Here is a 24,817-nt window from a genome sequence, read left to right as displayed (position 1 = left end):
AGGTATGCGGTACCGTCACATATTGCATCGCGCCGATGTCATTGCCCTCGGTATCGAGAACCGGATCAGCGCGCCGACCGACCGCGAAGGTTGGTTCCACCCATTCAGCCCGCTGCCCTGCACGCTATGGCGCGGCGGAATGAGGCCGGTTTCGGCATGGGCGGCGCGCGGGCCGGAATCGGCCTCTGCCGCTTCCTGTGACATCCACCCTTTCCGCGACGCAGCAATTGCGCTATCGGCCCCCGCAACCTTTTCCCTGCAAAATATCGAGTGACCCAATGAGCCTCCGCAACGTGGCGATCATCGCCCATGTCGATCACGGCAAGACAACCCTGGTCGACCAGCTCTTCCGCCAGTCCGGCACCTTCCGCGACAACCAGCGCGTCGAAGAGCGCGCGATGGATTCGAACGACCTCGAAAAAGAGCGCGGCATCACCATCCTCGCCAAGCCGACCTCGATCGAATGGATCGACGGCGCCGGCGTCGCGACCCGCATCAACATCGTCGACACGCCCGGCCACGCCGATTTCGGCGGCGAGGTGGAGCGCATCCTCTCGATGGTCGACGGCGTGATCCTGCTGGTCGATTCGGCCGAAGGCGCGATGCCGCAGACCAAGTTCGTCACCGGAAAAGCCCTTGCTCTTGGCCTTCGGCCAATCGTCGTGGTCAACAAGGTCGACCGCAGCGACGCGCGCATCCAGGAAGTGCTCGACGAAGTGTTCGACCTGTTCGTCTCGCTCGAGGCGACCGACGAGCAGCTCGATTTCCCGGTGCTCTACGCCTCGGGCCGCAACGGCTATGCCTCGACCGACGAGAATGCGCGCGAAGGCACGCTGACCCCGATGTTCGAGACGATCGTCAGCCATATCCCGGCACCGGAGGTCGATGTCGATGCGCCCTTCACCTTCCTGGTGACGCTGCTCGACCGCGACAATTTCCTCGGCCGCATCCTCACCGGCCGCGTCAATTCCGGCACGGTGAAGCTCAACCAGCCGATCCACGCGCTGAACAATGACGGCAAGATCGTCGAGGCCGGCCGCGCGTCGAAGATCATGACCTTCCGCGGGCTCGAGCGCGTGCCGGCCGAAGAGGCCAAGGCAGGCGACATCATCTCGCTCGCCGGCCTGACCGTCGCGACCGTGTCCGACACCATCGCCGACATCTCGGTCAGCGAGCCGCTCCATGCCCAGCCGATCGATCCGCCGACCCTGTCGATGCGTTTCGCGGTGAACGATTCGCCGATGGCCGGCCGCGAAGGCACCAAGGTGACGTCACGCATGATCCGCGACCGCCTGTTCCGCGAGGCCGAATCGAACGTCGCGGTCAAGGTGACCGAAGCCGCCGATCGCGACAGCTATGAAGTCGCCGGTCGCGGCGAGCTTCAGCTCGGCGTGCTGATCGAGACGATGCGCCGCGAAGGGTTCGAGCTCGGCATCAGCCGCCCGCGCGTGCTGTTCGGCGAGGACGAGAATGGCGGCCGGACCGAGCCGTACGAGACCGTGATCATCGACGTCGACGAGGAATATTCGGGCACGGTCGTCGAGAAGATGAACCTGCGCAAGGCCGAGATGACCGACATGCGTCCCTCGGGCGGCGGCAAGACCCGCATCACCTTCTCCGCGCCGTCGCGCGGCATGATCGGCTATCATGGCGAGTTCCTGTCGGACACGCGCGGCACCGGCATCATGAACCGGCTGTTCGAGAAATACGGTCCGCACAAGGGCCAGATCGAAGGCCGCAAGAACGGTGTGCTGATCTCGAACGGTTCGGGCGAGGCCAACAGCTATGCGCTCGGCCCGCTCGAGGAGCGCGGCATCCTGTTCGTCGGGCATGGCGAGGCGCTGTACGAGGGCATGATCGTCGGCGAGAACGCCAAGAACGATGACCTCGAAGTCAATCCGATGAAGGCGAAGCAGCTCACCAACTTCCGCGCCTCGGGCGGCAAGGACGACGCGATCCGCCTCACCCCGCCGAAGAAGATGACGCTGGAACAGGCTATCGCCTATATCGACGACGACGAAATGGTCGAGGTGACGCCAAAGTCGATCCGCCTGCGCAAGCGCTACCTCGATCCGCACGAGCGGAAAAAGGCATCGCGCGCCAAGCAGGCCGCCTGAGCCTGACGCGAACGCGAAGAGCGGAAGGGCAGCGCACCCCGGTGCGTTGCCATCATGCCATCAAAATGCTATCGCGCCATCATGAACGCACCGCAGCTTTCGGTTCGCTCCGCGCGGGCGCGCGATTTGGCGCATAAGCTCTCGCGGCAGGAGCGGCGGCCAATTCATGCGATCGTCGAGGATGCGCTGCTGGAATATGCCCGGCGCCATCCGGAACCCAGCGCAGCCGCCTTCCTCAAGCGTTTGAAGAGCCTGGCGGTGGAGGACGCGGATCTCGATGCGCTGATCGCGGAGAATCGCGTGCCGCATGAGGGCATCACGCTTTGATCCTTCTCGACACGAATGTGATGTCGGAATTGATGAAGGCTAACCCCGATCCTGCCGTCGAGCGATGGTTTCTGCTGAACGAATCCGAGTGTGTCCTGGCATCGGTTGCGATCGGCGAACTGGCGTATGGCGTCGCCAGGCTCGATGACGGTTCGCGCAAGGCGCGTCTCGCCGAACAGATTGCGGAGTGGCGTTTCCATTTCGCGGGGCGCAGCCACGCCTTCGCCATGACGACGGCGCTGGTCTATGGCGATATCCTCGGCAAGGCGCGGCGAAACGGCCGGCCGATGTCGGTCCCGGACGCGCAGATCGCAGCCATCGCAAGCGAGCATGGCTGCGCGCTTGCGACCCGCAACGGCTCCGATTTCATCGTCACCGAACTGGCGCTGATCGATCCCTGGAAGGATTGACCAGGTCGGGATCAGGCGCCCATCCCCGTCAGTACCGCCCATTGGGCGTCGCTGACGGGGCTGACCGACAATCGCGACTGGCGCAGCATCTCCATGCCAGCGAGCTTCGGCTCGGCCTTCATCGCCGCCAGGGTGACGGGTTTGGCCAGCGCCTCGACCGGTTTGACAGCAACCGACACCCAGCGCGGTTCGTCGCCGTCCTGCTGCGCGGTGCGGGTGATCTCCATTACCCCGACGGCCGCCTTTTCCTTGCCGCTATGATAGAAGAGCCCGCGATCGCCCACCGCCATCGCCTTCAGGTGAAGCGCCGCGGCGGGATTGCGCACCCCGGTCCATTCCGTCGCGCCCTCGCGGATCAGGTCGTCCCAGCTATAGCTTTCGGGTTCGGACTTCAGCAGCCAGTACGCCATCATCGCCTCCTTGGATGAACCCAACTTTACTTTGGCCGACAGGCGTTTCAACGTCCATGGCGGGAGAGGGGGACCGACCATGGAGCATATGCTGCTGGCGCTGCGCCGCTACGCCGATTTCCGCGGCCGGTCGCAGCGCAAGGAATACTGGCTGTTCGTCCTGTTGCAGTGGCTGCTCCTCCTGCCGGTCGGGGTGGTCTTCGTGATGCTCGGCGGCGACGCGCAAAAGCTGCTCGACGCGCCCTTCACGCTCCAGGGCGGCCCCGGCGATATGGTGCAGATCATCGGCCTGGCGGTGTTCCTCGCGCTGGTGATTCCCTTCCTCGCGGTCCAGGTGCGGCGGCTGCACGATCAGGGCCGGACGGGCTGGTGGATCCTGCTCGGGCTGGTGCCGTTCGGCCAGTTCCCGCTGATCGCCCTGATGTGCTTCGATGGCACGCCCGGCGCCAACCGCTTCGGCCCAGATCCCAAGCGCCGCGACACCGTCCACCGCCACGACTGGCGCGATGCGCCGGTCGATGCGGCGCGTGTCGTCCAGCGCCCCACGCTCGGCGACTGATCCGCTGAACCCTCGCTAAACACCGCATTCCGCATGGGTTCAGACCGACTCTGCCACAAGGTTGCAACAAGCTGCACGGCTTCCGCGTTATACCCCCGATGCGGATACGGGCTTGCTGAGTAGAGGAGGTTGAGATGAACATTCTAGTGAAGAAGGCCGGCCTCGGCGTGGCGCTCGCCGCGACGGCGCTGACCACGGCATTGCCGGCGGACGCGCAGCGCTATCGCCGCTACCACCGTGACGACGGCACCGGCACCGCGATCGTCGCCGGCATCGCCGGCCTCGCGATCGGCGCCGCCATTGCGTCGAGCAGCAGCGACCGGGATCGTTATTACCGCCAGCGCGGCTACGATCCCTATTATGACGACGGCTATTATCGCAGCCACGGCTATTATCCGAACGACGGCTATTACGCCTATCGCTACCGTCAGAACTATAACCGCTGCTGGGTCGAGCGCCGCTACGACCGCTATTATGGCCGCAGCGTCCGGGTCCGCGTCTGCAACTGATCGCGACCCTCGGCTGAACGAGACGGCGCGGACTCGCTCCGCGCCGTTTTCGTATCCATGCTCTGGCATCGCGCGCGATTTTGCGTCATGAGCCCGCCCCATGACCGACACACCGCCAGACCGCCTGTCCTCCAACCCGCGCAGCCCCTTTTTCGACGAGGAGAAGCTCTCCCGCGGGATCGGCATCCGCTTCAAGGGCGCGGAACGCCGCGACGTGGAGGAATATTCGATCTCCGAAGGCTGGATCCGCGTCGCCCTCGGCAAGAAGGTCGATCGCCACGGCCAGCCGCTGACCCTGAAGCTCAGCGGACCTGTCGAGGCCTGGTTCGAGAATCCAGCCCCCGGCGGCGCGGACGAACCGGAGGAATAACCTCCGCCTGGTTCCAGTCGAACGCCGCCTGCGCGGCCGCGGTCAGCGCGGCCATCGCGGTGCGATAGGGGTTCGGCCCATGGCTGATCCGCGAAACGCCGACAGCAGCGACCTCGCGCGCGCCGGGCGCGCCCGGGAACGCCATGAAATTGACCGGCAACGGTACGTCGCGACAGATCCTGCCCAGCAGGTCCAGGTCGACCAGCCCGGGCACGAAAAAGCCGCTGGCGCCCGCCGCCGCATAAGCCAGGCCGCGTTCGATCGCCGCGTCGACCTTCGCGTCGTCGTGCGTGTCGGGCCCGTTCTGCAGGAAGATGTCGGTGCGCGCGTTGATGAAGAAGGGCACGCCCGTCGCGCCCCGCATCGCCGCGATCCGCGCGACCTGGACCTCGATCGGGTGCAGCCCTTCGCCGCCCACCACCTGATCCTCGAAATTGCACCCGATCGCGCCAGTCGCCGCGAGCCGCGTCGCGTTGGCCGCGATGTCCTTCGGCGCGACGGCATAGCCGCCCTCGAAATCGATCGATACCGGCAGGTCGACCGCGCCGGCGATCCGCGTCGCGCCGGCCAGCGCGATCTCCAGCGGCAGTCCTTCGCCGTCGCCATAAGCCTGCGCCGCGGCGACTGACCAACTGCCGGTCGCGATCGCCTTCGCCCCCGCGCTCGCCACGGCGCGCGCGCTGCCCGCGTCCCAGGCGTTGTAGAGGATCACCGGATTGCCCGGCACGTGCAACGCCGCGAAAGCCCTGAATTTTTCCATCACGCCTCGACCCGGTTCTGTTTGGCCCTATTTGCGGCGGCGCAGGCGGTGGGTCAATCGGTCAAGCGGCCCGAGCCTCGGCTCCGCCGGCTCGCCCTTGGGATGGGTGGCGTCGAAATGCGCGAACGCGGATAGGTCCCGCGCCGCCCATAGCTCGACCCGGTGCCGGCCACCCTCCGTCACGCGATCGAACCGCAGCCGGGCATGCGGGAAACCACACCATGCCAGCATCTCGCGGATCACCTTGTCGCTGGTCGGATACCAGGCCAGCCGGTCGACCCCCGACATCACCAGCGTACGGCTTTCGGGATTGAGCACGAACCCCTCGCGCTTGCCCGGCAAGGTCGCGGTGTTGACGATGATCAGCTCCCTGGTCAGGTCGGCCGCGATCTTCAGCCCCGCCACCGGATCGGGCAGGTGATAGAGGATGCCGCTGAACAAGGTCACGTCGAACGGCTTCAGGCCGATCTGCGGCAGATCCTCGAGGCTGCATGTGCCCGTATCGATATCGTCGCTCGGCAGATGCTCGGCCAGGAACCGCGCCTGCCTGATCCAGTGTTCGCGCACGTCGAAACCGAAGCAGCGCCCGGCACCGAGCCGCCGCGCGGCGAAGAGAAAGCCGCCGGCGTTGCAGGCGCAGTCGAGAAAGGACCGGCCCGCCAGCCCGTCGGGAAAAAGATGCCCGACCGCCCTGGCGAAACCGCGATAGGGATCAAGCAGCGTGGGCGTGCCGATCACCGGATCGGGTTCGGGCTGAAAGGCCGGGTCCCCGGTCCACACCCCCGGCGCGATCTCGACATTGTGATGCCACGGCCCCAGTCGCCTGATCTCCGCGCCAAGCTCTTGCGCTGTCGCCATCCCGCCATGTCCCCCGCGTCGTTACCGCGCGACGGCGCGGCCCCGCGGAATCAATGCACGAAGCGCGCGACCACGTCACGATAGGAACGCGACACCTTCACCTGCGCGCCCGACCCGAGCACCAGGAAGCATTCGCCATTGGTGTGCGGCTTCACTTCCTTCACCAGATCGAGGTTGACGATGGTGGAGCGGTGCACGCGCTGGAAGCGGCGCGGGTCGAGCCGTTTCTCCAGGTCCTTCATCGTCTCGCGCAGGATCAGCGTATTATCGCCGGTATAGATGCACATGTAATCGCCTGCTGCATCGATCCGCTCGATCGTGTCGACATCGACGCGGAAGATCTGCCCGCGGTCCTTGATGTTGATCAGCTTCTCGAAGCGATTGGCCGAGACCTGTTCGCCGCCATCGGCCAGGTTCTCGACCGATTCCGGCGCCACTTCGGCCAGCACTTCCTTCAGCCGGTCGACTTCCTCGATGCCGCGCTTCTCGGCGAGGCGCTGGCGCACCCGGTCGAGCGTGTCGGCCAGGCGCGATTCCTCGACCGGCTTCATCAGATAATCGACCGCCTGGGCCTCGAACGCCTTCAGCGCATGGTCCGAATAGGCGGTGACGAACACGAACAAAGGGGGTTCGACCTCCATCAGGCCCTGGACGACCGAGAAGCCGTCGAAACCGGGCATCTGGATGTCGAGGAAGACGAGGTCGGGCTTGTGAGTCTTGATGCTGCGAATGGCTTCGCGGCCATTCTGGCATTTGTCGATGATCTCGACATCCTCGTGCGCCTGGAGGCGAAGTTCGAGCCCCTGGATCGCCAGGGGTTCGTCGTCCACCAATATCGTACGGATCGTCATGCTACCTCTCTAACCGGTTCCTGAAGCTGGAACGGAATCTCGATCTCGACCCCGAAACCGCCCCCGGGGATGGAGCGGGTCTCGAAGCGGTGGTCAGGCCCATAAGCTTGAGCAAGCCGCTCCCTTATATTGGCGAGCCCAACCCCGGTTGAAAGGCTTGGACGTGCTTTCATTTCATTCAAGCCCGGCCCGGTGTCGGATACGGCGATCTGCACCCGATCCCCGGCGAGCCGCGCCGTGACCGCGATTTCGGCGCCTTCCTCCTTGGGGGTGACGGCATATTTGATCGCATTTTCGACCAGCGGCTGCAGCAGCAAAGAGGGTAAACGCGCCTTGGCGACGCGTGGATCCACATCGAAATTCGGGCGCAGCCGGTCCTCGAAGCGCATCTTCTCGATTTCCAGGTACAGCTTCAGCGTCTCGACCTCCTGCGCGATCGTCACATGCGCGGTCGGTTCGTTGGCCAGGGTGTAGCGCAGGAACGACGACAGCCGGCTCAGCATCGCATTGGCCCGCTCGGTCTGCTTGAGCAGCACCAGGGTCGAGATCGAATTGAGCGTGTTGAACAGGAAATGCGGGTTGAGCTGATAGCGCAGCATCGCCAGCTGCGCCGAGCTCGCCTGGTTGCCCAGTGCCTCGAGCTGGTCGATCTGCTCCTCGACGATCAGGTAGAAATTGATCCCGAAATAGAGCGCGGACCAGCCCGCCAGCACGGTGAAGTTCAGGAACACGGTGCCCAGCACCAGGCTGAAATTCAGGCCCGGATTGGCCATCTTGATGAACGAGAAGGAAAAGGCGTCGAGCACCGCGTACAGCACGGTGGCCGCGCCCAGGGTCAGGATCGTCAGGATTACCGCCGCGATGCGCGGCTGGTGCCGGTAATAATGGTAGAGCGTCGAGAGCAGCAGCGTGATGCAATAGCCGACGATCGATTCGACGATGACCAGCAGGGTCGCGGTCAGATCGAGCCCGTTGGAAATGCTGGAGACGCTGCGCAGGATCAGATAGCCGGTCCAGCCCGCCGCCTGGAGCCGCCAGAAGGCACGGCTCTTGTCTTCGAAAAAGGGCCGCGAGAAGATCGCGGGCTTGGTGAACAGCGGCATGGGCGGGGGTCTTAACCCGACTGGGACCGATGCGCAAAGTGGAGTAGGGTGCCGCGAGGCTGTCGGATAGGATATCGCGACGCATTCTTTTCCCTCTCCCCTTGTGGGAGAGGGAAGGGGCCCATCGCTCTTGCGATGGGAAGGGTGAGGGGGACACGCGTCGTTGTGGTTCCGAACCTCACTCCCCCTCATCCGGCGCTTCGCGCCACCTTCTCCCACAGGGGGAGAAGGGAAGTGCTCAACGGGACAGGGGGCCCGGCGGAACGAGGAGAGAGAGAAGCATGAACCAGCATCAGGACCGCGCGCAATTCACCGCGATGAGCGGGGGCACCCAGCAGGACTGGAACATCATCGGCGGCCATTTCCGCGATTATGCGCGTGACTTGCCGGCTCGCGTGCTCACCCATCTCAAGCTGCTCGACGGCGATTTCGGCGGCTTCCCGGTCGACCGGCTCGAACATTCGCGTCAGACCGCGACCCGCGCGCACCAGGACGGCCGGGACGAGGCCTATGTCGTGATGGCGCTGCTCCACGACATCGGCGACACGCTCGGCACCTTCAACCATCCGGAGATCGGGGCCGCGATGCTCCGGCCCTTCGTCTCGGAGGAACTGCACTGGATCGCCAACACGCACGGCGTGTTCCAGGGCTATTATTTCTTCCACTATCTCGGGATGGACCGGGATCTGCGCGAGAATTACCGCGGCCATGCGCATTTCGAGGCCTGCGCCGAATTCTGCGAGAAATACGATCAGTCGGCCTTCGACCCGGCGTACGAAAGCGCCCCGCTGAGCTTCTTCGAGCCGATGGTGGGTCGGGTGTTCTCGCGGCCGATCAACTCGGTCTATGCGGTGGCAACCGACGTCGCCTGACGCGGCCGGCCGGTATCGCTCCGACGACTATCTCTTCGGACAAAAAAAGGCCGCCGTCCCGATTGGGACGGCGGCCGATTTTTTAGAAGCCCGTGACGATCAGAACTGAGTGTTCAGCGTCAGGATGAAAGCGCGCGGGCTGCCGATCTGAACGAACGGAACATTGTACTGCACCGTCGAACCGCCGGTGAAGCCGCCGACATAATAGGTGTTGAACAGGTTCTGCACGTTGACCTGCACGAAGGTCTTGTCGTTGAGGCCGGCCCAGCCCATCGACAGGCGACCCTGCAGGTCGACCTGGGTGTAGGCCGGGGTCTTGGCGGGATAGACCTGATAAGCCACCGCCGTTGCCGTCGGGCACGCCTGGTTGACGAGCGAGGCCGTGCACTGGAGGTTCGGCAGATTCTGGTCGTTCAGGTAACGCGAACCGGTCCGCTTCGCCTGTACGCCCAGTTCGACCGGTCCCAGATTGCCCTGGATGCGGCCGCCGAAGGTGTAGACCGGCGCACCGGACTCACGCTTGCCCTGGGTCAGGGCGTAGATCGGGTTACCGATCGCGGTGCAGGCCGCGGTGACGACCGTGCATTCGCCGATCACCACGTTGTTCTTGATTTCCGACTTCAGGTACGAACCGAAGGCGTACAGCGAGACTTCCGGGATCGGACGATAGGCGAAGCTGCCGTCGATGCCGTATTTGTCCACGCGACCGAGGTTGCGATAGATCGTCTGGTCGGTGAGCACGTCAAACGCGCTCGCCAGGCGATTGGTGAACCGCGTGAACCAGGGGCTGATCGTCGCCTGGATCTTGCTCGACGTGTAACGGACGCCGGCGTCGAAATTGTCGCTGGTCTCCGGCGTCGGATGCGCTGCGGGATTGCTCAGCGCATAGAAGAAGCTCTGATACAGGTTGTCCGTGCCCGGAACCTGCAAGCCCTTCGAATAGTTGATATAAGCGGTGAAGTGATCGGCGAACTTAACGGTCGCGCCGACGTTCGGCAGCACGCGGTTATAGGTGTAGGTGCGCTTCTGCGGCGCCGCGAACCCGGGATTGGCGGTCGCGTAGGTCGCATTGTCCGCGCTGTTGCCGCGGCCAAGGCAGTCGACATTGCCGTTCGCTGCAGTGGTAAAGCAGAAGTTGTTGAGGTTGCGCTTGAAGAACGGTGCGCGGACGCCGACATTGACCGTCAGCATGCCGAAGGTGCCGCGATATTCGCCGGCGACCTGGTCGAGGATCGCGAACGACAGGCGATCGCGCTTTTCGACGATGCGGCCATTGGCGCTTCGGACCGGGCTGTTGATCGGGAAGACGTCTGTCGGGAAGCCGTTCTGCTGGAGCGGCGCAAGCTCGCCGGTCTGACGGTGGCGGCCATAATCGTGCGAATAGCTGATACGGACCGAGTGATCGTCGTTGATCTCGTAGCGCAGCGACGAGATCAGGCCGTACCGATGCGTGACGGTCTGGCTCGGCGCAAGGAAAGTCACGCCCGTGAAGCCGCTGCACGATGCGCCGGCCGGGGTGCAGGTGTCGAGGACGTCCCCGTCGCCATTGAGATCGCGGCCGAGATAATAATTGCCGCCGACAAAGCCCTGGTAGGAAACGCCACCGATCGTGCGAACGCCTTCACGCCCGGTCACGGTGCCGCCGCCATTGGCCTTCACATACTGGAAGCTCGGCTCGACCGTGAGGACGAGGCCAGGCGTGAGGGTGAAGCGCGAGCTGACGCGGATATTGCCGGTGTTCGACGGATTGTAGCGCTCGTCGAACGTCGTGCCGCAGGTATTGGTGGCGTCCTGGACACCCGCCTGAGGCGTATCGACCTGGCAGCGCGGAACATTGTACGGCAGTTCGTCGCGGCTGATCGGGAAGCGATTGCTCGAGCCGGTGCCCGGGGTGCGGACCGCGCCGGGGACCAGTGTCGGAACGCCGCCTACGATGGAGGAGGTGTAGACGTTCGAATCGAGCCGCAGCGGGGCCGAACCGAAGAAGTTGTTGCGGTTGACGTTGTAGTTCGCCGCGACCGAGATGAAATCGCCATTGCTGCCGATCGGCTGATAGACGCGGCCGTTATACTGCGCCTTGTCGATCCGCCCGAAATTGTTGAACACCACATTGTTCTCGGCGTGGCTGGCGGAGAGCCAGGCCTTGGTGCCGAAAGAGGTGAATTCGCCCGTGTTGACCAGGCCGAAGACGCGGAAGAAATTATAGTCGCCAACCGAGCCCTGCAGGCGCGCACCGAACTCGTCGGTGGGCATGATCGTGCGATAGTTGACGGTGGAACCCGAAGCGGCCGCCGTGGGGCTGTCGACATCCGTCGAGCCGAAGCTGACATTGACCTGGTCGATCAGCTCGGGGTCGAGCTGCTGGTTCGCATACAGCGCGTAGTTGCCGGTGTCGTTCAGCGGAACGCCGTCGAACGTCAGCGAGATACGGCTCGCATCGAAGCCGCGGATCGTCAGGGTGCCGCCGGCGGAGCCGAACGGATCGTTGTTCTGGAAGCTGACGCCCGGGAGCTGGTTGATCGTATCGAGGATCGTGTTGCCCGGGGTCTGCTTGCTGATGAATTCCTGCGTCAGGACGCCCTTGGCCTTGCTCGTATCGGGAATCTGCACGCCGGCGACGCCACGGTCGGTGCGGGCGCCGGTGACGACGATGTCACCACCCTCGAAATCCACCGTACCGGCGGATTGAGCGAACGCGGCGCCCGGCAGCATCAGCGCTGCGAACGCAACGCCCATAAAAAGTTTATTTCGCATGATTTTCCCCTTTGAGGCGTCAGTCGCAAGAATCGCTCGGCGGTTTCGCCGTCGCTGGCCCCATGCGACTCGAATATTTCGGATAAATGACACGGGGGATTCTTCAAGTGGGGGTGCAGCATTCGGTCATGCTGCGTTGCAAAAAGGCATCACTTGGCGGCGGTGACGATCTCACCCCAGGCTGCTTCGTCGATCACCCTAACCCCGTGTTCGGCCGCCTTTTTCAGCTTCGATCCCGCACCCGGACCGGCGATGACAAGGTCCGTTTTGGCCGAGACGGAGCCGGATACCCGGGCGCCCAAAGCCTCGGCCTGGGCCTTTGCCTCGTCCCGGCTCAGCGTCTCCAGCGATCCCGTGAAGACCAATGTCATGCCGCTCACTTCGGACGCGCGGACATTGGAGACATAGGCGGCGGGGCTGACTTCGCTCAGCAGATCGGCCCAAGCCTCGCGGTTATGCTCTTCGGCGAAGAAGTCGACCAGCGCCTCGGCGACGACCGGACCGATTCCCTCCACCGCGGTCAGTTCGGCGCGCGCCTCTTCATCGGACGCCGCGCGGGTCGCGACATCAGCAACGGTTTCCACCGTGCCGAACGCCTTGACCAGGTCGCGCGCGGTGACGCTACCGACATGGCGGATGCCCAGCCCGAACAGGAAGCGCGCGGGGTCAGGGCTGCGCTTCGCCTCGATCGCCGCCAGCAGATTGTCGACCGATGTCTCCGCCCAGCGCTCGCGCCCGATCAGTTCCTCACGCTTGTCCTTCAGTCGGAAAATATCGGCGGGCGCATGGAGCAGGCCGTCATGGAAGAAGGATTCGATGCTGGTCGCGCCGAGCCCTTCGATATCCAGCGCACCCCGGCTCGCGAAATGCCGCAGTCGCTCGACGCGCTGCGCCGGGCAGATCAGCCCGCCGGTGCAGCGCACATCGACTTCGCCTTCCTCGCGCACGGCGTCGGACTGGCATTCGGGGCATAGCGTCGGAAACGGCCAGCTGCCCCGGCTCTCGTCGCGCGACAGATTCTCGACGATCTGCGGGATCACGTCGCCGGCGCGCTGCAGCACCACGCGGTCGCCCGGCCATACGTTCAGCCGCGCGATCTCATGCTCGTTGTGCAGCGTCGCGTTGGTCACGACCACGCCGCCCACCGTGACCGGCGTCAGCCGTGCCACCGGGGTCAGCTTGCCGGTGCGACCGACCTGGATGTCGATCCGCTCCAGCGTGGTCTGGGCACGCTCGGCGGGGAATTTGTGCGCCAATGCCCAGCGCGGCGCCCTGCCGACCGCGCCCAGCCGTGCCTGCCAGTCGAGCCGGTCGATCTTGTAGACGACGCCGTCGATATCGAACGGCAGATCGGCGCGCGCCGCCTCGATCTTGCGATATTGCGCCAGCGCTTCGGTGATGTCCTCGACCCGCACCAACATGTCGCTGACCGGGAGGCCCCAGGCCTCGATCGCCCGGATCACGTCATATTGCGTCTCGCCGGGTACCGCCGACACTTCGCCCCAGCCATGGGCAAGGAAGCGCAAGGGGCGGCTCGCGGTGACAATGGCATCCTTTTGCCGCAGCGATCCCGCTGCAGCATTGCGCGGATTGGCGAACTGGCGCGCCTTGCCGGCATCGCCCGCCGCCTCGGCTTCGGTGAGCAGCCGGGCATTGAGCGCGGTGAAATCCGCCTTGGCCATATAGACCTCGCCGCGGATCTCGAAAATGTCGGGCGCGTCGCCACGCAGCTTGTCCGGAATGTCGTCGATGGTGCGCACATTCGCGGTCACGTCCTCGCCGACCTGTCCGTCCCCGCGGGTCAGCGCCTGCACCAGCCTGCCGCGCTCATAGCGCAGCGAGCAGGACAGGCCGTCGATCTTCGGCTCGGCTGTGAGCGCTACGGGCGTGTCTTCCGCCAGGCTCAGGAACCGCCGCACGCGCGCGACGAATTCGGTCGCGTCCTCATCGGCAAAGCCATTGTCCAGGCTCATCATCGGCCTGGCATGCGCCACCTTGGCGAGATGGCTGGATGGGGCGGCGCCGATCTGGGCATTGGGCGAATCGGTGCGGATCAGGCCGGGAAAGGCCGCCTCGATCGCATTGTTGCGCCGGACCAGCGCGTCATAATCGGCGTCCGAAATCTCCGGCGCGTCGTCGGTATGATAGAGCCTGTTGTGATGGGCGATCTCGCCGGCGAGCCGTTTCAGCTCGGCAGCGGCGTCCTCGTCGGTGTCTGGGAGCGGGGCGGACAGGGTCGTGCTCATGGCCAAGCGCTAGCGGAGGCGGCAGAGCGATTCAACGATCCGCATCAGTGTGGCGGCGGCACCGGGCCAGGTCGCCACTGAAAGGGTGCCTGATTCCGGCCCCGAAATCCACCTTAACGGAGGAAGAAAATAAGACGCCGGCAACGGCGGTAATGCGAGTCGCTGTTGGAGGGGACGATCAATCGTCCTCCATCATCTCCGCGACCATCTTGGCTTCTTCGTTGACGGAGCGGCGCTCGGCCGTTTTCTCGGCACGGCTGGCCATCTCGTCCCAGGCTTTTGCGGCACGCAGCCAGCGCGAGCGGACATTGTCCAGGGTTGCGGCATTCGCATCGGCTTCCGCCTGACGGGCACGATCGCGATAGAACAGGGCGGTGGTATTCGTATGACTTCTCCGCAGGTCGGGGGAGGCGGGAAGGGGCGCCGGCCATGGCCGGCGCCCGCCCGTCACTTACGCGCTGGCGAGGTTGACCGCGGACATCTTGCCGCGACGGTCCTGCTCGAGCTCGTACGACACGCGCTGCTCCTTATCGAGCGTGCGCATGCCGGCCGCTTCAACGGCGCTGATGTGCACAAAGGCGTCGTTCCCGCCGCCTTCCGGCGCGATGAAGCCATAGCCCTTGTCGGCGTTGAAGAATTTTACGGTGCCGATCGGCATAAGTATTTCCTTGGGTAGCCCGGTGGTGGCATCGCCTTGCACCGGTTTGGGGCCGAGAAGAGAGAGCGGAGCACCGTCCGGCCCCGGCCGGCGCATCCGAGGACGAGCGCGCTACTCCGTGAACACGGAAGCGGTGCGAATGGAGATTGGAGAGAGAACCAGAAGAGCGATCCAACAGCTTGGCAAGCGGGAGCGCGAAGGTCTCTCAGTCACGCGATGCTTGTGGGCGGAATCGCGAGATGACAGCGCTATAGCACAGCTTTGCGGAAAAGTCGCATCGTAATGAAGCGGCCATGTTCCGGCCCTTTTATCATGATGTTGTTCGGCCTCTCGGTTGAAGGGGCAGCCATGATCGCGGCACTATTGGCGATGCTCCAGGCCGCCGCTGGCCCCGTTGCGGACCCGCCCGCCCCGCGCCGCAATCCGACCCGCTGCCCCGAACGCGCCGAAGAGGACGGCGACATCGTCGTCTGCGGCCGCCCCGAGCCGCAGGAACAGTTCCGCCTGCGTCCGCTCAGCCATCGCTATGATCCCGTCGGAGGGCCCGGCACCGGCTTCCGGATCGGGGGAGGCCAGGGCAACATCTATGCGCAAGGGACTCAGGGGCCCGACGGCAAGCCCGACAAGCGCATCATGGTGACGCTGAAATTCCCGTTCTGAACCAGGGCTATTTCGACGCGGCTTCTTTGGCGGGATCGGTGATGCCGATCTTCTTCAACCGCTCGAGCATGTCTTCGCCATTGTCACCCATGCGATAGGCGGACAGCCAGTACAGCCTGGCGCCCTTCGCATCGTCGCGGTCGAAAGACAGGTCGCCGAGCACCGTCAGCGCGATCTCGTTGGGCTTGATCTCTAAGGACTTCCTGGCGTCCGCAAACGCGCCATCGACTTTTTTGAGATTGTACCGAGCCATGGCGCGACCGCCATACGCCGCCCAGGATTCGTTGATCGCGAGTGCCTTGTCGAATTCGCGTTCACCCGCCCAGCTATGGCGGTTCTGCGTGTAGGAGAAGCCCAGATTGGCATGCCAATCGGCGTTGCCAGGGTCTAGCGCCACAGCCCTTTGGCGATCCGACGTCATCTGCACATCGTGGTCCGAAAACATCCAGGCGACCGCGCGGGTCGTGAGGAATTCCGCCTTTGCGGCGTTGGTCGGCGCGGCGATATAGGCTGCGGTACAGGTTGCGATCAGCCCCTTGCGGCCGAACTCGCCGCTTTTCTGCGCGGCGCGGCAAACCTTGTCCGGACTGGCTTCGGCATCGCTGGTCATGAGCGTGATCTGCCGTCGAAGATCGGCAAGGTTCTTCAACGTCGCTGAGTCGGCCTGGGCATTGGCGAGTGTCGTGGCATGGTCGATATCCGACCGCGCATCGTCGAGCCGACCCATCCACATCAGGTCGATCGCCCGCGCGGACCACGCTTCCGAATTGTCGGGGATGAGCTTGAGCACATGGTCGCGATCGGCCACCGCCCCTGCGAAGTCCCCGATAAAGGCGCGCGAAAAGGCGCGCTCCTTGTAAACGTCGACGGTATCGATCCCCAGACGTACCTTATGGTCGATATCGTCCAGGGCACCGCGATAATCGGCCAGTTCGTTGCGCGTATAGGCTCGCTCGGTCAGCGAGAAAGCGTTGTCGGGGTCGATGGCGAGAGCGCGATCAAGATCGGTCAGGGCGCCAAGCGAATCCTTGTTTTCGTTGCGCAAATAGGCACGCTCGGTGATCAGATTGGCTTGCGCCTTTGGCGTACTGGCCTCCGCGATCGCGCTGTCGCATGCCTTTGCGTCAGCTGTTCCGGCGCTGGCCGATTCGGCGTTCGAACATGGTCCCGCATGGTCCTGGCCGGCGACTGCCAGGGACAGCGCGAGGACTATGCTGATCATCACGCTGCCTCCAGCAATCGTTCGGCCTGGGCCCGCGCTTCGTCGGTGATCGTCGCGCCCGACAGCATCCGGGCGATCTCCTCGCGCCGGGCACTGTCGTCGAGTTGCACCACGCCGGTGCGGGTGACGAAGCCGTCATGGCTCTTGGCGATCAGGAGGTGATGGCGCCCGCGCGCCGCGACCTGCGGGCTGTGAGTCACCACCAGCAACTGGGTGTTCGCTGCGAGCCGAGCGAGCCGCTCGCCGATCGCGCTCGCCACCGCGCCGCCGACGCCGCGGTCGATCTCGTCGAAGATCATCGTTGCGGCGCTGCCCTGCTCGGCCAATGCGACCTTGAGGGCGAGGATGAAGCGCGACAGCTCGCCGCCGCTGGCGATCTTGGCCAATGCGCCGAACGGCGCACCCGGATTGGTCGAGATCTCGAACTCGACCCGGTCCTTGCCCGAGGCGCTCCACTGATCGTTGCCGAGGGGCGCGACCATGGTACGGAAGCGTGCGGCATCGAGCTTGAGCGGCGCCAGCTCGCCCTTGACCGCGGCATCGAGCCGAGCGGCCGCTTCGGTGCGGGCGGCGGTGATGGCGTCAGCCTCCGCCTCATAGGCGCGCGCGGCCTCGGTGACGACACGCTCCAGCGCCGCAATCCCCGCGCCGCCGCTTTCGATCCGCTCCAGCTTGCCGGCCAGGTCGGCAGCGAGCGCGGCGAGGTCGTCGGGCTGTACCCGGTGCTTGCGGGCCAGCGCGCGCAGCTCGAACAGCCGGGTCTCGTCGGCTTCGAGCTGCGATGGGTCGAAGGCGAGCGCTTCGGCTGCCTCGTCGACTTTCTCCTGCGCGAGCCCGCCCTCGACCAGCGCGCGGTCGATCGCCGCCAGCGCTTCGCCCAGCGCGTCATGATCCCCGGACACCCGCTCGAGCACCCGCGCCGCCTGGCGCAGCCGGGCAAGCCCGCCCTCCGATCCTTCGAGCAGGTCGGCGATCGCCTGCAGGTCGCCCGCGATCTTCTCGCCGCGTTGCATGCCGGCGCGTCGGGTCGCGAGGATCTCTTCCTCGCCGGGCTCGGGCTCGAACCTGGTCAGTTCGGCCACGGCATGTTCGAGCCATTCCTGGTCGCGTGCGACGGTGTCGAGCTCTGCCCGGGCCACCGCCAGCGCGTCCTCCGCCTCGCGCCAGGCGCGGTGGGCGCGGGCGGCGGGGCCGGCATCGATGCGCGCGAACGCGTCGAGCAGCGCGCGATGTCCGCGCGGGTTGAGCAGGCCGCGATCGTCATGCTGGCCGTGGATCTCGACCAGATGCACCGCCAGTTCGCGCAGCAACCCGGCAGAGGCAGGCTGGTCGTTGACGAACGCCCGGCTGCCGCCATCGGACTTGACGATGCGGCGGATGATCAGCGGTTCGCCCGGGTCGATGTCGAGGCCGTTCTGGGCGAGCAGCGAGGCGATCGGGCCATCGGCATGCGGCGTGTCGAAGCTCGCGCTGACCACGGCCTGGGACGCGCCCTGCCGCACCAGTCCGCTCTCTCCGCGTGCGCCGAGCGCAAGGCCGAGGGCATCGAGCAGGATCGACTTGCCCGCGCCGGTCTCACCGGTCAGCACGCCCAGGCCGTCGCCGAAATCGAGGTCCAACGCCTCGATCAGCACGACGTCGCGGATCGACAGGGATGTCAGCATTGCGGCATAAGCGCCGCGTCAGGCGCCCGTCTTGGCCGGCACGGCGGCGGAGGCTGCCTTCACCGGATGTTCCTGCATCAGCTTGTAGGCGCGCTGATACCAGTCGGTACCCGGATAGTTGGCGCCGAGCACGGCCGCTGCCTTCTGCGCTTCCTCGGGCACGCCGAGCGCGAGATAGGTCTCGGTCAGGCGCATCAGCGCCTCGGGCACGTGAGTCGTCGTCTGATAATCGTCGACCACGCGGCGGAAGCGCATCGTCGCCGACAGCCACTGGCCGCGCGTCTCGTAGAAGCGGCCGATCTCCATCTCCTTGCCGGCGAGATGGTCGCGCACGAGATCGATCTTCAGCCGCGCATCGGCGGCATAGCGGCTGTTGGGATAGCGCCGGGTCAGTTCGCCGAGCGAATCGAGTGCCTGCTGGGTGATCTTCTGGTCGCGGGTCACGTCGCTGATCTGCTCGTAATAGCCGAGCGCGATCAGGTAATAGGCATAGGGCGCATCGCGGTTGCCCGGATGGACCGAGATGAAGCGCTGCGCCGACTGGATCGAGTTGGTGTAGTCACGGTCGAGATAATAGGAGAAGGCGCTCATCAGCTGCGCGCGGCGCGCCCAGATCGAATAGGGATGCTGGCGCTCGACTTCGTCGAACAGCGCCGCGGCAAGCTTGTACTGCTTGCGGTCGAGCCGGTTCTTGCCCGTCGTGTAGAGCGTGCCCACATCGCGGGCGACATAGGGAATGTCGCTTTTCGCGCCCTTGCCGGCACAGCCGGAAACGGTGAACGCCGAAGCGGCAACAAGCGCAAGCGCGATCGAGCGGGACAGGGGGATACGCATCACGGCGATCCTTAGCCCAAGCCCTCCCGCCCGAACAACGTTTTTCGCGCGGCGGGATCGGATGGCGAGCGAGATACGTTGGTGCTATCGAACATCATTCCCAGGGGACATGCATGACCGCCACTTTGCTCGCCACCAAGCGCGTTGAGAAACCATGGGGGCGGCACGACCTGTGGCCGGGCTTTCCCGATCCCGCGCCGGGCGCCGACCCGATCGGTGAAGTGTGGTTCCAGACGCCGCATGCCGGCGAGCCCGAGCTGCTGATCAAGTATCTCTTCACCAGCCAGAAGCTGTCGGTCCAGGTCCATCCGGACGACGCATCGGCGCGCGCGGCGGGCTATCCGCGCGGCAAGGACGAAGCCTGGGTGATCCTCGCGGCCGAGCCCGACGCGACGATCGCGCTGGGCACCAGGGCGCCGATGACCAAGGACGCGCTTCGCGCCGCCTCGCTCGACGGCTCGATCGAGCAGCTGCTCGACTGGAAGCCGGTCAAGGCGGGGGACTTCATCTATTCCGAGGCCGGCACCGTTCATGCCATCGGCGCCGGCATCACGCTGATCGAAGTCCAGCAGAATGTCGATCTGACCTATCGCCTCTATGATTATGGCAGCGATCGCGAGCTCCATCTGGATGCGGGCGTCGCTGTCTCCGATCCGGTGCCCTTCGTGCCCTTGCCGACGCCGGCGCCAGCGACGGGCGACCGGGTGATCCTGGCCGAGGGGCCGAAATTCGTCCTCGAACGCTGGCCCGCCGGCCACCGCGTGGTGACCCTGCCCGAGGGCGTGACGGGCTGGTTCGTGCCGATCGCCGGCGAGGGCGTGGCTGACGGCGTGGCGTGGAAGGCCGGCGAATGCCTGATCTTCGCGGGACGCTGCGAGATCGCGGCGTCGCCGGGCAGCGACCTGCTGTTCGCCTATCCCGGCGACAAGCGCCTCTGATCAGCGCCGCCTGGGCTTGTAGGGCGTGCCCCGCCACGCCGCTGCCTGGCGGTCGGCGAGGTCGACGAGATTGCCCATCTCCACCGGCATGTCGATCAGGTGCAGGCCCCAGTCCTTCAGGATGACCCCGCCGACCGAGACGTCGCCGACGATCGTGTCGGTGCGCGGGTCGGCCGGGTTGGCGTTCACCGTGACGGCGAGATAGTCGAACCCGTCCTTCGACACGCATTCGGCCGAGATCAGGCCGGGCACCTTCACGAAGCCGGTGGTGACCGGCAGGTTGTCGCTCGTCCATGGCCCCATCGCCGCGCTGCCCGTGCCGGCGCCCTTTGTGCCGAAGATCGCATCGGTCACCACCTTGCCGCCGGCGAGCGCCGCGGGATTGGTGCAGGCGGCGACCATGCCTGCGTCGGGCACCTTGCCGAAACGGCTGTTCGCCGGTGGCGGCGAATCGGCGCGGAAGCTGGCGTAGCTGATCACGCAGTTGAACTGGTCGTCCTTGCGGCACAAAGGCAGCCGCTTGAAGTCGCCACCGACATCCTTGCCCGGCGGCACCGCGACATTGGCGCCGATCAGCATCGCCGAGATGATATTGCGGCGGACCGGAGAGGTCTCGATCGTCCTGGCGATCAGCGTCTTCAGCACGAGCGAGCCCTGGCTGTGCCCGATCAGCACCACGCCGCGGCCCTTGTTGTCGCGGGCCAGATAGTCGTTCCAAGCCGCCGTCACGTCGCTGACCGGCATGTCGCGGTCCATCGTCACGGGCTGGCCGGTGATGAAGGCGCGCAGCGCCGTCAGCGTGACCTGGCGATAGAGCGGCGCGAACACCCGGCATTCCGACGCGAAGCGTGCCGCCTGTGCCGCCGCCACGGCGAGTTCCTCCGGCCCGGGCGTCATGTCGCTGTTGGGCGTCGCATCGTTGGAGACGGTCGGGTAGACGTAGAAACAGTCGAACTGCGGCGCGGGCGCCGGCTTGAACTTCTCGATCTTCCTCTTGCCATTGGCCTGGATGACGGTGACGTCCTGATTGACCGCGCACGCATCGGCACGGCCCGGCCGGCAGAGCCATGCCGAGTCCTGAGCATAATCCGGTGCGGGTGCGGGGGGTGGCGCGGGCGCCGTCTGCGCGGCGGCGGTAACGGTGAACAAAGATATGGCGAGCAGCGCCAGTCCGGCAAGCAGCTTCATGCGATCTCTCCCCCCAGCTTCAAGCTTGGGGCATGATATCCTGACGCCCCGCGGCGGTCAAAGCGGGTAGAGCGCGCCCGCGATCCATCGGCCCTCGCCGCGCAGCACCGCCCAGGCGCGGGCCGCGGCGCGGCTGTCCATCGCCTCGATACCGAGCCCGCGCGCCTCGATCGCGCGCACAAAGGCGAGCGGCGGGCGCACCAGCGTCGGGCCGGTGCCGAGCAGCAGGAATTCGGGGAAGGGATCGAGCGCGAGCAACGGCGCGACATCGTCCGCGCGCAACGCCGCCAGCAGCGGCGGCGCCCAGCCATCGGCGCGCACCGGCGAGATCAGCAGCGCGCGATAGACGCCGTCATCGACCTTGAAGCCGCCGCTCGAAAAGGCCGAGATGATCGGCCCGTCGGTCTGCTGGCCCTTATCCATGCGCATGACGGGTACCCCCGACAGACGTCAGGGCATGTCCTTGTAGGCGACCCGTTCCGGCTTCGACCCTGGCGTATCGTCCGCCTTCGGCTCGGCGCGCAGGCCGAGCGAGATGAGCAGCGAGGACGAGACGTAGATCGACGAATAGGTGCCGACGAAGATGCCGAGGATCATCGCCGCGGTGAAGCCGCGCAGCACATGGCCGCCGAAGATCAGCATCGCGAACAGCGCGAGCAGGATGGTGACCGAGGTCATCACCGTGCGCGGCAGCGTCTCGTTGACCGAAAGATCGATGATGTGCGGCATGTCCATCTTGCGATAGCGGCGCATATTCTCGCGGATGCGGTCGTCGATCACGATCTTGTCGTTGATCGAATAGCCGATGATGGTGAGCACGGCGGCGACGATGTTCAGGTCGACCTCGAACTGGGTGAGCGCGAAGAAGCCCAGGGTCATCAGCAGATCGTGGACGATCGCGACCACGGTCGAAACGCCGAACTGCCATTCGAAGCGGAAGATCGCGAACAGGCCGATGCCGAGGATGGCGAGGGCGACGGCCAGGCCGCCCTTCCACAGCAATTCGTCCGATACCTTGCCGCTGACCGTATCCTGCCGCGAGAAGCGGGCATCGGGGAAGTCCTTGACCACCGCGGCCTGGACCTGCTGGACGACGGCGTTGGTCGCGCCCGGATCATCGCTCTTGGGCAGGGGCACGCGGATCGAGATGGTCTTGTTGTCGCCGATCGGCTGGAGACGGACCTCGCCGACCTGCAGCCGCTCGATCGTCGAGCGCAGCTTGTCGAGGTTCGGGTCCGTCTGGAACTTCTCCTCGATCATCAGGCCGCCGATGAAATCGACGCCGAAATTGAGCTTGTTGACGAAGACCAGCGCGATCGAGGCGAGTGACAGCGCGATCGTCAGGCCGAACGCCCAGGCGCGCAGCGAGACGAAGGGGAGGTTGGTGTTGTCGGGGACGAGTTTGAGGAGACGCATGATGCTGCCCGATCAGATGTGGATGTCGCTGGGGCGCGTGCGGCGGACCCAGAGCACGACGAGCATGCGGGTGAAGGTGACGGCGGTGAACACCGAGGTGCAGATGCCGATCAGCAGCACGACGGCGAAACCCTTCACCGGCCCGGACCCCAGAGCCAGCATGATGACGCCCGAAATGGCGTGAGTCATGTTCGCCTCGAAGATGGTGCGGCTGGCTTCCTTGTACCCGAGCTCGACCGCCTGGATGACGGTGCGGCCGCGCCGCCGCTCCTCGCGGATACGCTCGTTGATCAGCACGTTGGCGTCGACCGCGGTGCCGATCGTCAGCACGAAGCCGGCGATGCCCGGCAGGGTCAGCGTGCTGCCGAACACCGCCATGACGCCGAGGATCACGAACACGTTGATGATGACCGCGAGGTTGGCATAGGCGCCGAAGCGGCCATAGGTCACGAACATGAAGATGATCACGGCGGCGGCGGCGATCGCCGAGGCCAGGATGCCGGCATGGATCGATTCCTTGCCGAGATCGGGGCCGACGGTGCGTTCCTCGACGACCTTCACGCCCACCGCGAGCTGGCCCGATTTCAGCGCGATCGCCAGTTCGTTCGCCGAGGCGACGGTGAAACTGCCTTCGATATAGCCGCTGCCGCCGAGGATCGGCGTGTTGATCCGCGGCGCGGAGATCACGTTATCGTCGACCACCACGGCGAAGCGCTGCCCGGTGAATTGCTGCGTGATCCGCGCGAACTTGTTGCCGCCTTCGCTGTTGAACTTGAAGTTGACGATCGGCGCATTGCTCTGCTGGTCGAAGCCCTGGCTGGCCTCGGTCAATTGTCCGCCGGTCAGGATCACCTGGCGCTTCACGACGATGTAGCCGCCGCCTTCGGGATAGGGGAGGACCTGGCTGCCGATCGGCGCAACGGTATCCTTGGTGATCGGCCCGTTGCCGACCGAATCGTCGACCATCTTGAATTCGAGCTTGGCGGTCTTGCCGATCAGGTCCTTCAGCTGCTGCGGATTCTGCAGGCCGGGCACCTGGACCAGGATACGGTTGCCGCCCTGGCGGACGATCGTCGGCTCCTTGGTGCCGAGCGAGTCGATGCGGCGGCGGATATTCTCCGTCGTGTCGTCCATCGCCTGGTTGATGGCCTGATCGCTGCCCGCCTTGCTCGGCGTGACCACGAACCGAGTCCCGTCGACCACGCTGATGTCCCAGACGCGCTGGCCGGTGAAGCCGGCGCCGCTGCCGGCGAGCGGCAACAGGCGTTCGCGTGCGGCGTCGATCTGGGTGACGTCGCGGACGAAGAAGCTGAGCTTGCCGTCCTTCGACGAGATGTCGCCGATCTCGATGCGCGGGCTTCGCTTGAGCGTGCTCGAGATCTGCTGGCTCATATTGTCGAGCCGCGATGCGAGGAACGCGTCGGTATCCGCTTCCAGCAACAAATGACTGCCGCCGGCGAGATCGAGGCCCAGGTTGATCCGGGGCATCCAGCTCTTCGTATAGTTTTCCGGGACGAAGCTGGGGATCGCCAGCGCCATCAGCGCGGCGAGCAGCACCAGGATCGAGGTGACCTTCCAGCGCGGGAAATCAAGCATCGGATCAGTCGTTCGCCGGCTTGGTACCGAACGGAGTGACCTCCGCCAGCATCGCCTTGACCACGCGCACCTTGACGGTGGGGGCGATCTCGACCTCGACGAAACGCTCGTCGACCTTGGTCACCTTGCCGACCAGGCCGCCTGCGGTCACGACCGAATCATTCTTCTTCACTGCGTCCAGCGTGGCGCGGTGCGCCTTGGCCTTTTGCTGCTGCGGGCGCAGCACCAGGAAATAGAAGACCGGGATGAGCAGCAGGTAGGGAATGAGCACCAGGAAGGAACCGCCGCTCGAGGCGGCGCCGGTGGCGGCATAGGCTGGGGTTGCGAACATGGCATCCTGAATGGCTTGGCCGAAATGGCTGGGGTATCGAAAGGGGCGCCGGGGTATCTAAAGCAATTGCGCCCACTCTATAAGCGCCGCGCGCTATCACTTGTCCGGTGGTCGCGCAACATGGGTTGGCCGGTGAGGGCGAGCCCGGCATTGACAGGCACAGG

The 24,817-nt window shown here is 65.3% G+C and carries 26 protein-coding genes; 9 read left to right on the top strand and 17 right to left on the bottom strand.

The genetic code is table 11. The features are described from left to right. The first annotated feature begins 278 nt into the window (after nucleotides 1–278). The 3 genes from typA (at nucleotide 279) to AC1DX5_RS00395 (ending at nucleotide 2,854) form a co-directional block, all read left to right on the top strand. Nucleotides 279–2,117 carry a translational GTPase TypA gene (gene typA, locus AC1DX5_RS00405; RefSeq protein ID WP_465175857.1) on the top strand — a complete coding sequence of 613 codons (1,839 nt, stop codon included), beginning with the start codon at nucleotides 279–281 and terminating at the stop codon, nucleotides 2,115–2,117. Nucleotides 2,118–2,243: 126 nt separating this feature from the next. After that, nucleotides 2,244–2,444: a hypothetical protein gene (locus AC1DX5_RS00400; protein ID WP_478013711.1), complete on the top strand. Its 201-nt coding sequence runs from the start codon at nucleotides 2,244–2,246 to the stop codon at nucleotides 2,442–2,444. Next, nucleotides 2,441–2,854, top strand: a complete 414-nt coding sequence (locus AC1DX5_RS00395; RefSeq protein WP_478013710.1) for a PIN domain-containing protein — start codon at nucleotides 2,441–2,443, stop codon at nucleotides 2,852–2,854. Before AC1DX5_RS00400 ends, AC1DX5_RS00395 begins: the two co-directional genes overlap by 4 nt. Before the next feature lie 11 nt (nucleotides 2,855–2,865). On the opposite strand, the gene AC1DX5_RS00390 is transcribed toward AC1DX5_RS00395, so the two are convergent. Continuing rightward, nucleotides 2,866–3,264 carry an EVE domain-containing protein gene (locus AC1DX5_RS00390; RefSeq protein ID WP_478014025.1) on the bottom strand — a complete coding sequence of 133 codons (399 nt, stop codon included), beginning with the start codon at nucleotides 3,262–3,264 and terminating at the stop codon, nucleotides 2,866–2,868. 79 nt (nucleotides 3,265–3,343) lie between these two features. On the opposite strand from AC1DX5_RS00390, the gene AC1DX5_RS00385 reads away from it, so the two are divergent. The 3 genes from AC1DX5_RS00385 to AC1DX5_RS00375 all read left to right on the top strand — a co-directional run bounded on the left by AC1DX5_RS00385 (nucleotide 3,344) and on the right by AC1DX5_RS00375 (nucleotide 4,702). Further along, nucleotides 3,344–3,823: a DUF805 domain-containing protein gene (locus AC1DX5_RS00385; RefSeq protein WP_478013709.1), complete on the top strand. Its 480-nt coding sequence runs from the start codon at nucleotides 3,344–3,346 to the stop codon at nucleotides 3,821–3,823. 134 nt (nucleotides 3,824–3,957) lie between these two features. Next, on the top strand, nucleotides 3,958–4,332 hold the full coding sequence (locus AC1DX5_RS00380; protein ID WP_465172086.1) for a hypothetical protein: 375 nt from the start codon (nucleotides 3,958–3,960) through the stop codon (nucleotides 4,330–4,332). 100 nt (nucleotides 4,333–4,432) lie between these two features. Beyond that, nucleotides 4,433–4,702, top strand: a complete 270-nt coding sequence (locus AC1DX5_RS00375; RefSeq protein ID WP_465172087.1) for a DUF3297 family protein — start codon at nucleotides 4,433–4,435, stop codon at nucleotides 4,700–4,702. Here the strand turns inward: AC1DX5_RS00375 and AC1DX5_RS00370 are convergent. Genes AC1DX5_RS00370 through AC1DX5_RS00355 form a run of 4 tightly spaced genes read right to left on the bottom strand, consistent with a single transcriptional unit; the run spans nucleotide 4,635 to nucleotide 8,274 of the window. Next, nucleotides 4,635–5,462, bottom strand: coding sequence for an isocitrate lyase/PEP mutase family protein (locus AC1DX5_RS00370; protein WP_478013708.1), 828 nt, complete (start codon nucleotides 5,460–5,462; stop codon nucleotides 4,635–4,637). The genes AC1DX5_RS00375 and AC1DX5_RS00370 overlap by 68 nt on opposite strands. Nucleotides 5,463–5,489: 27 nt before the next feature. After that, on the bottom strand, nucleotides 5,490–6,320 hold the full coding sequence (locus tag AC1DX5_RS00365) for a class I SAM-dependent methyltransferase (protein ID WP_478013707.1): 831 nt from the start codon (nucleotides 6,318–6,320) through the stop codon (nucleotides 5,490–5,492). 50 nt (nucleotides 6,321–6,370) lie between these two features. After that, nucleotides 6,371–7,171 carry a LytR/AlgR family response regulator transcription factor gene (locus AC1DX5_RS00360; RefSeq protein WP_465172090.1) on the bottom strand — a complete coding sequence of 267 codons (801 nt, stop codon included), beginning with the start codon at nucleotides 7,169–7,171 and terminating at the stop codon, nucleotides 6,371–6,373. Further along, entirely contained in the window at nucleotides 7,168–8,274 is a 1,107-nt protein-coding gene (locus AC1DX5_RS00355; RefSeq protein ID WP_465172091.1) for a sensor histidine kinase, read from the bottom strand. Before AC1DX5_RS00355 ends, AC1DX5_RS00360 begins: the two co-directional genes overlap by 4 nt. Before the next feature lie 281 nt (nucleotides 8,275–8,555). Between AC1DX5_RS00355 and AC1DX5_RS00350 the strand changes: the two genes are divergently transcribed. Beyond that, nucleotides 8,556–9,146, top strand: coding sequence for an HD domain-containing protein (locus AC1DX5_RS00350; protein ID WP_465172092.1), 591 nt, complete (start codon nucleotides 8,556–8,558; stop codon nucleotides 9,144–9,146). A gap of 99 nt (nucleotides 9,147–9,245) precedes the next feature. Here AC1DX5_RS00350 and AC1DX5_RS00345 read toward each other — a convergent pair whose 3' ends face one another. From AC1DX5_RS00345 to AC1DX5_RS00330, 4 genes are all read right to left on the bottom strand, one after another. Then, nucleotides 9,246–11,900: a TonB-dependent receptor gene (locus AC1DX5_RS00345; RefSeq protein ID WP_465172093.1), complete on the bottom strand. Its 2,655-nt coding sequence runs from the start codon at nucleotides 11,898–11,900 to the stop codon at nucleotides 9,246–9,248. A 149-nt stretch (nucleotides 11,901–12,049) separates the two neighbouring features. After that, the gene (gene ligA, locus AC1DX5_RS00340; protein ID WP_478013706.1) at nucleotides 12,050–14,146 is read right to left on the bottom strand and encodes an NAD-dependent DNA ligase LigA; all 2,097 of its coding nucleotides are present in this window, start codon (nucleotides 14,144–14,146) and stop codon (nucleotides 12,050–12,052) included. A gap of 178 nt (nucleotides 14,147–14,324) precedes the next feature. Further along, a complete protein-coding gene (locus AC1DX5_RS00335; protein ID WP_465172095.1) occupies nucleotides 14,325–14,597 on the bottom strand; it encodes a hypothetical protein in 273 nt (90 codons plus the stop codon). After that, nucleotides 14,598–14,804: a cold-shock protein gene (locus tag AC1DX5_RS00330; RefSeq protein WP_034159288.1), complete on the bottom strand. Its 207-nt coding sequence runs from the start codon at nucleotides 14,802–14,804 to the stop codon at nucleotides 14,598–14,600. Between the two features lie 348 nt (nucleotides 14,805–15,152). Here AC1DX5_RS00330 and AC1DX5_RS00325 point away from each other — a divergent pair, with 348 nt between their 5' ends. Further along, entirely contained in the window at nucleotides 15,153–15,464 is a 312-nt protein-coding gene (locus tag AC1DX5_RS00325; RefSeq protein WP_465175866.1) for a hypothetical protein, read from the top strand. Nucleotides 15,465–15,471: 7 nt separating this feature from the next. Here AC1DX5_RS00325 and AC1DX5_RS00320 read toward each other — a convergent pair whose 3' ends face one another. Genes AC1DX5_RS00320 through AC1DX5_RS00310 form a run of 3 tightly spaced genes read right to left on the bottom strand, consistent with a single transcriptional unit; the run spans nucleotide 15,472 to nucleotide 19,184 of the window. Then, nucleotides 15,472–16,686, bottom strand: coding sequence for a tetratricopeptide repeat protein (locus tag AC1DX5_RS00320; protein ID WP_478013705.1), 1,215 nt, complete (start codon nucleotides 16,684–16,686; stop codon nucleotides 15,472–15,474). Beyond that, entirely contained in the window at nucleotides 16,686–18,350 is a 1,665-nt protein-coding gene (gene recN, locus AC1DX5_RS00315) for a DNA repair protein RecN (RefSeq protein ID WP_478013704.1), read from the bottom strand. The genes AC1DX5_RS00320 and recN overlap by 1 nt, the downstream gene beginning before the upstream one ends. Before the next feature lie 18 nt (nucleotides 18,351–18,368). After that, entirely contained in the window at nucleotides 18,369–19,184 is an 816-nt protein-coding gene (locus tag AC1DX5_RS00310; protein WP_465172098.1) for an outer membrane protein assembly factor BamD, read from the bottom strand. Between the two features lie 113 nt (nucleotides 19,185–19,297). Here AC1DX5_RS00310 and AC1DX5_RS00305 point away from each other — a divergent pair, with 113 nt between their 5' ends. Continuing rightward, nucleotides 19,298–20,122: a class I mannose-6-phosphate isomerase gene (locus tag AC1DX5_RS00305; protein ID WP_478013703.1), complete on the top strand. Its 825-nt coding sequence runs from the start codon at nucleotides 19,298–19,300 to the stop codon at nucleotides 20,120–20,122. Here AC1DX5_RS00305 and AC1DX5_RS00300 read toward each other — a convergent pair whose 3' ends face one another. The 5 genes from AC1DX5_RS00300 to yajC are packed head-to-tail and all read right to left on the bottom strand — an operon-like array spanning nucleotide 20,123 to nucleotide 24,653. Then, entirely contained in the window at nucleotides 20,123–21,310 is a 1,188-nt protein-coding gene (locus AC1DX5_RS00300) for a DUF3089 domain-containing protein (RefSeq protein ID WP_478013701.1), read from the bottom strand. It abuts the gene before it with no gap. 57 nt (nucleotides 21,311–21,367) lie between these two features. Beyond that, a complete protein-coding gene (locus AC1DX5_RS00295) occupies nucleotides 21,368–21,739 on the bottom strand; it encodes an MTH938/NDUFAF3 family protein (protein WP_478013699.1) in 372 nt (123 codons plus the stop codon). A gap of 21 nt (nucleotides 21,740–21,760) precedes the next feature. Then, nucleotides 21,761–22,726 (bottom strand): protein translocase subunit SecF, encoded by a 966-nt coding sequence (gene secF, locus AC1DX5_RS00290; protein WP_465172102.1) that lies wholly within the window; start codon nucleotides 22,724–22,726, stop codon nucleotides 21,761–21,763. A 12-nt stretch (nucleotides 22,727–22,738) separates the two neighbouring features. Further along, a complete protein-coding gene (gene secD, locus AC1DX5_RS00285; RefSeq protein ID WP_465175871.1) occupies nucleotides 22,739–24,322 on the bottom strand; it encodes a protein translocase subunit SecD in 1,584 nt (527 codons plus the stop codon). Nucleotides 24,323–24,326: 4 nt separating this feature from the next. Next, nucleotides 24,327–24,653, bottom strand: a complete 327-nt coding sequence (gene yajC / locus AC1DX5_RS00280; protein WP_465172104.1) for a preprotein translocase subunit YajC — start codon at nucleotides 24,651–24,653, stop codon at nucleotides 24,327–24,329. Nucleotides 24,654–24,817: the final 164 nt, after the last annotated feature.

This window comes from Sphingomonas sp. P2_B6, from assembly GCF_056404755.1.
Note: the sequence above shows the minus strand (reverse complement) of the source record. Positions and strands in the feature narration are given on the sequence as shown.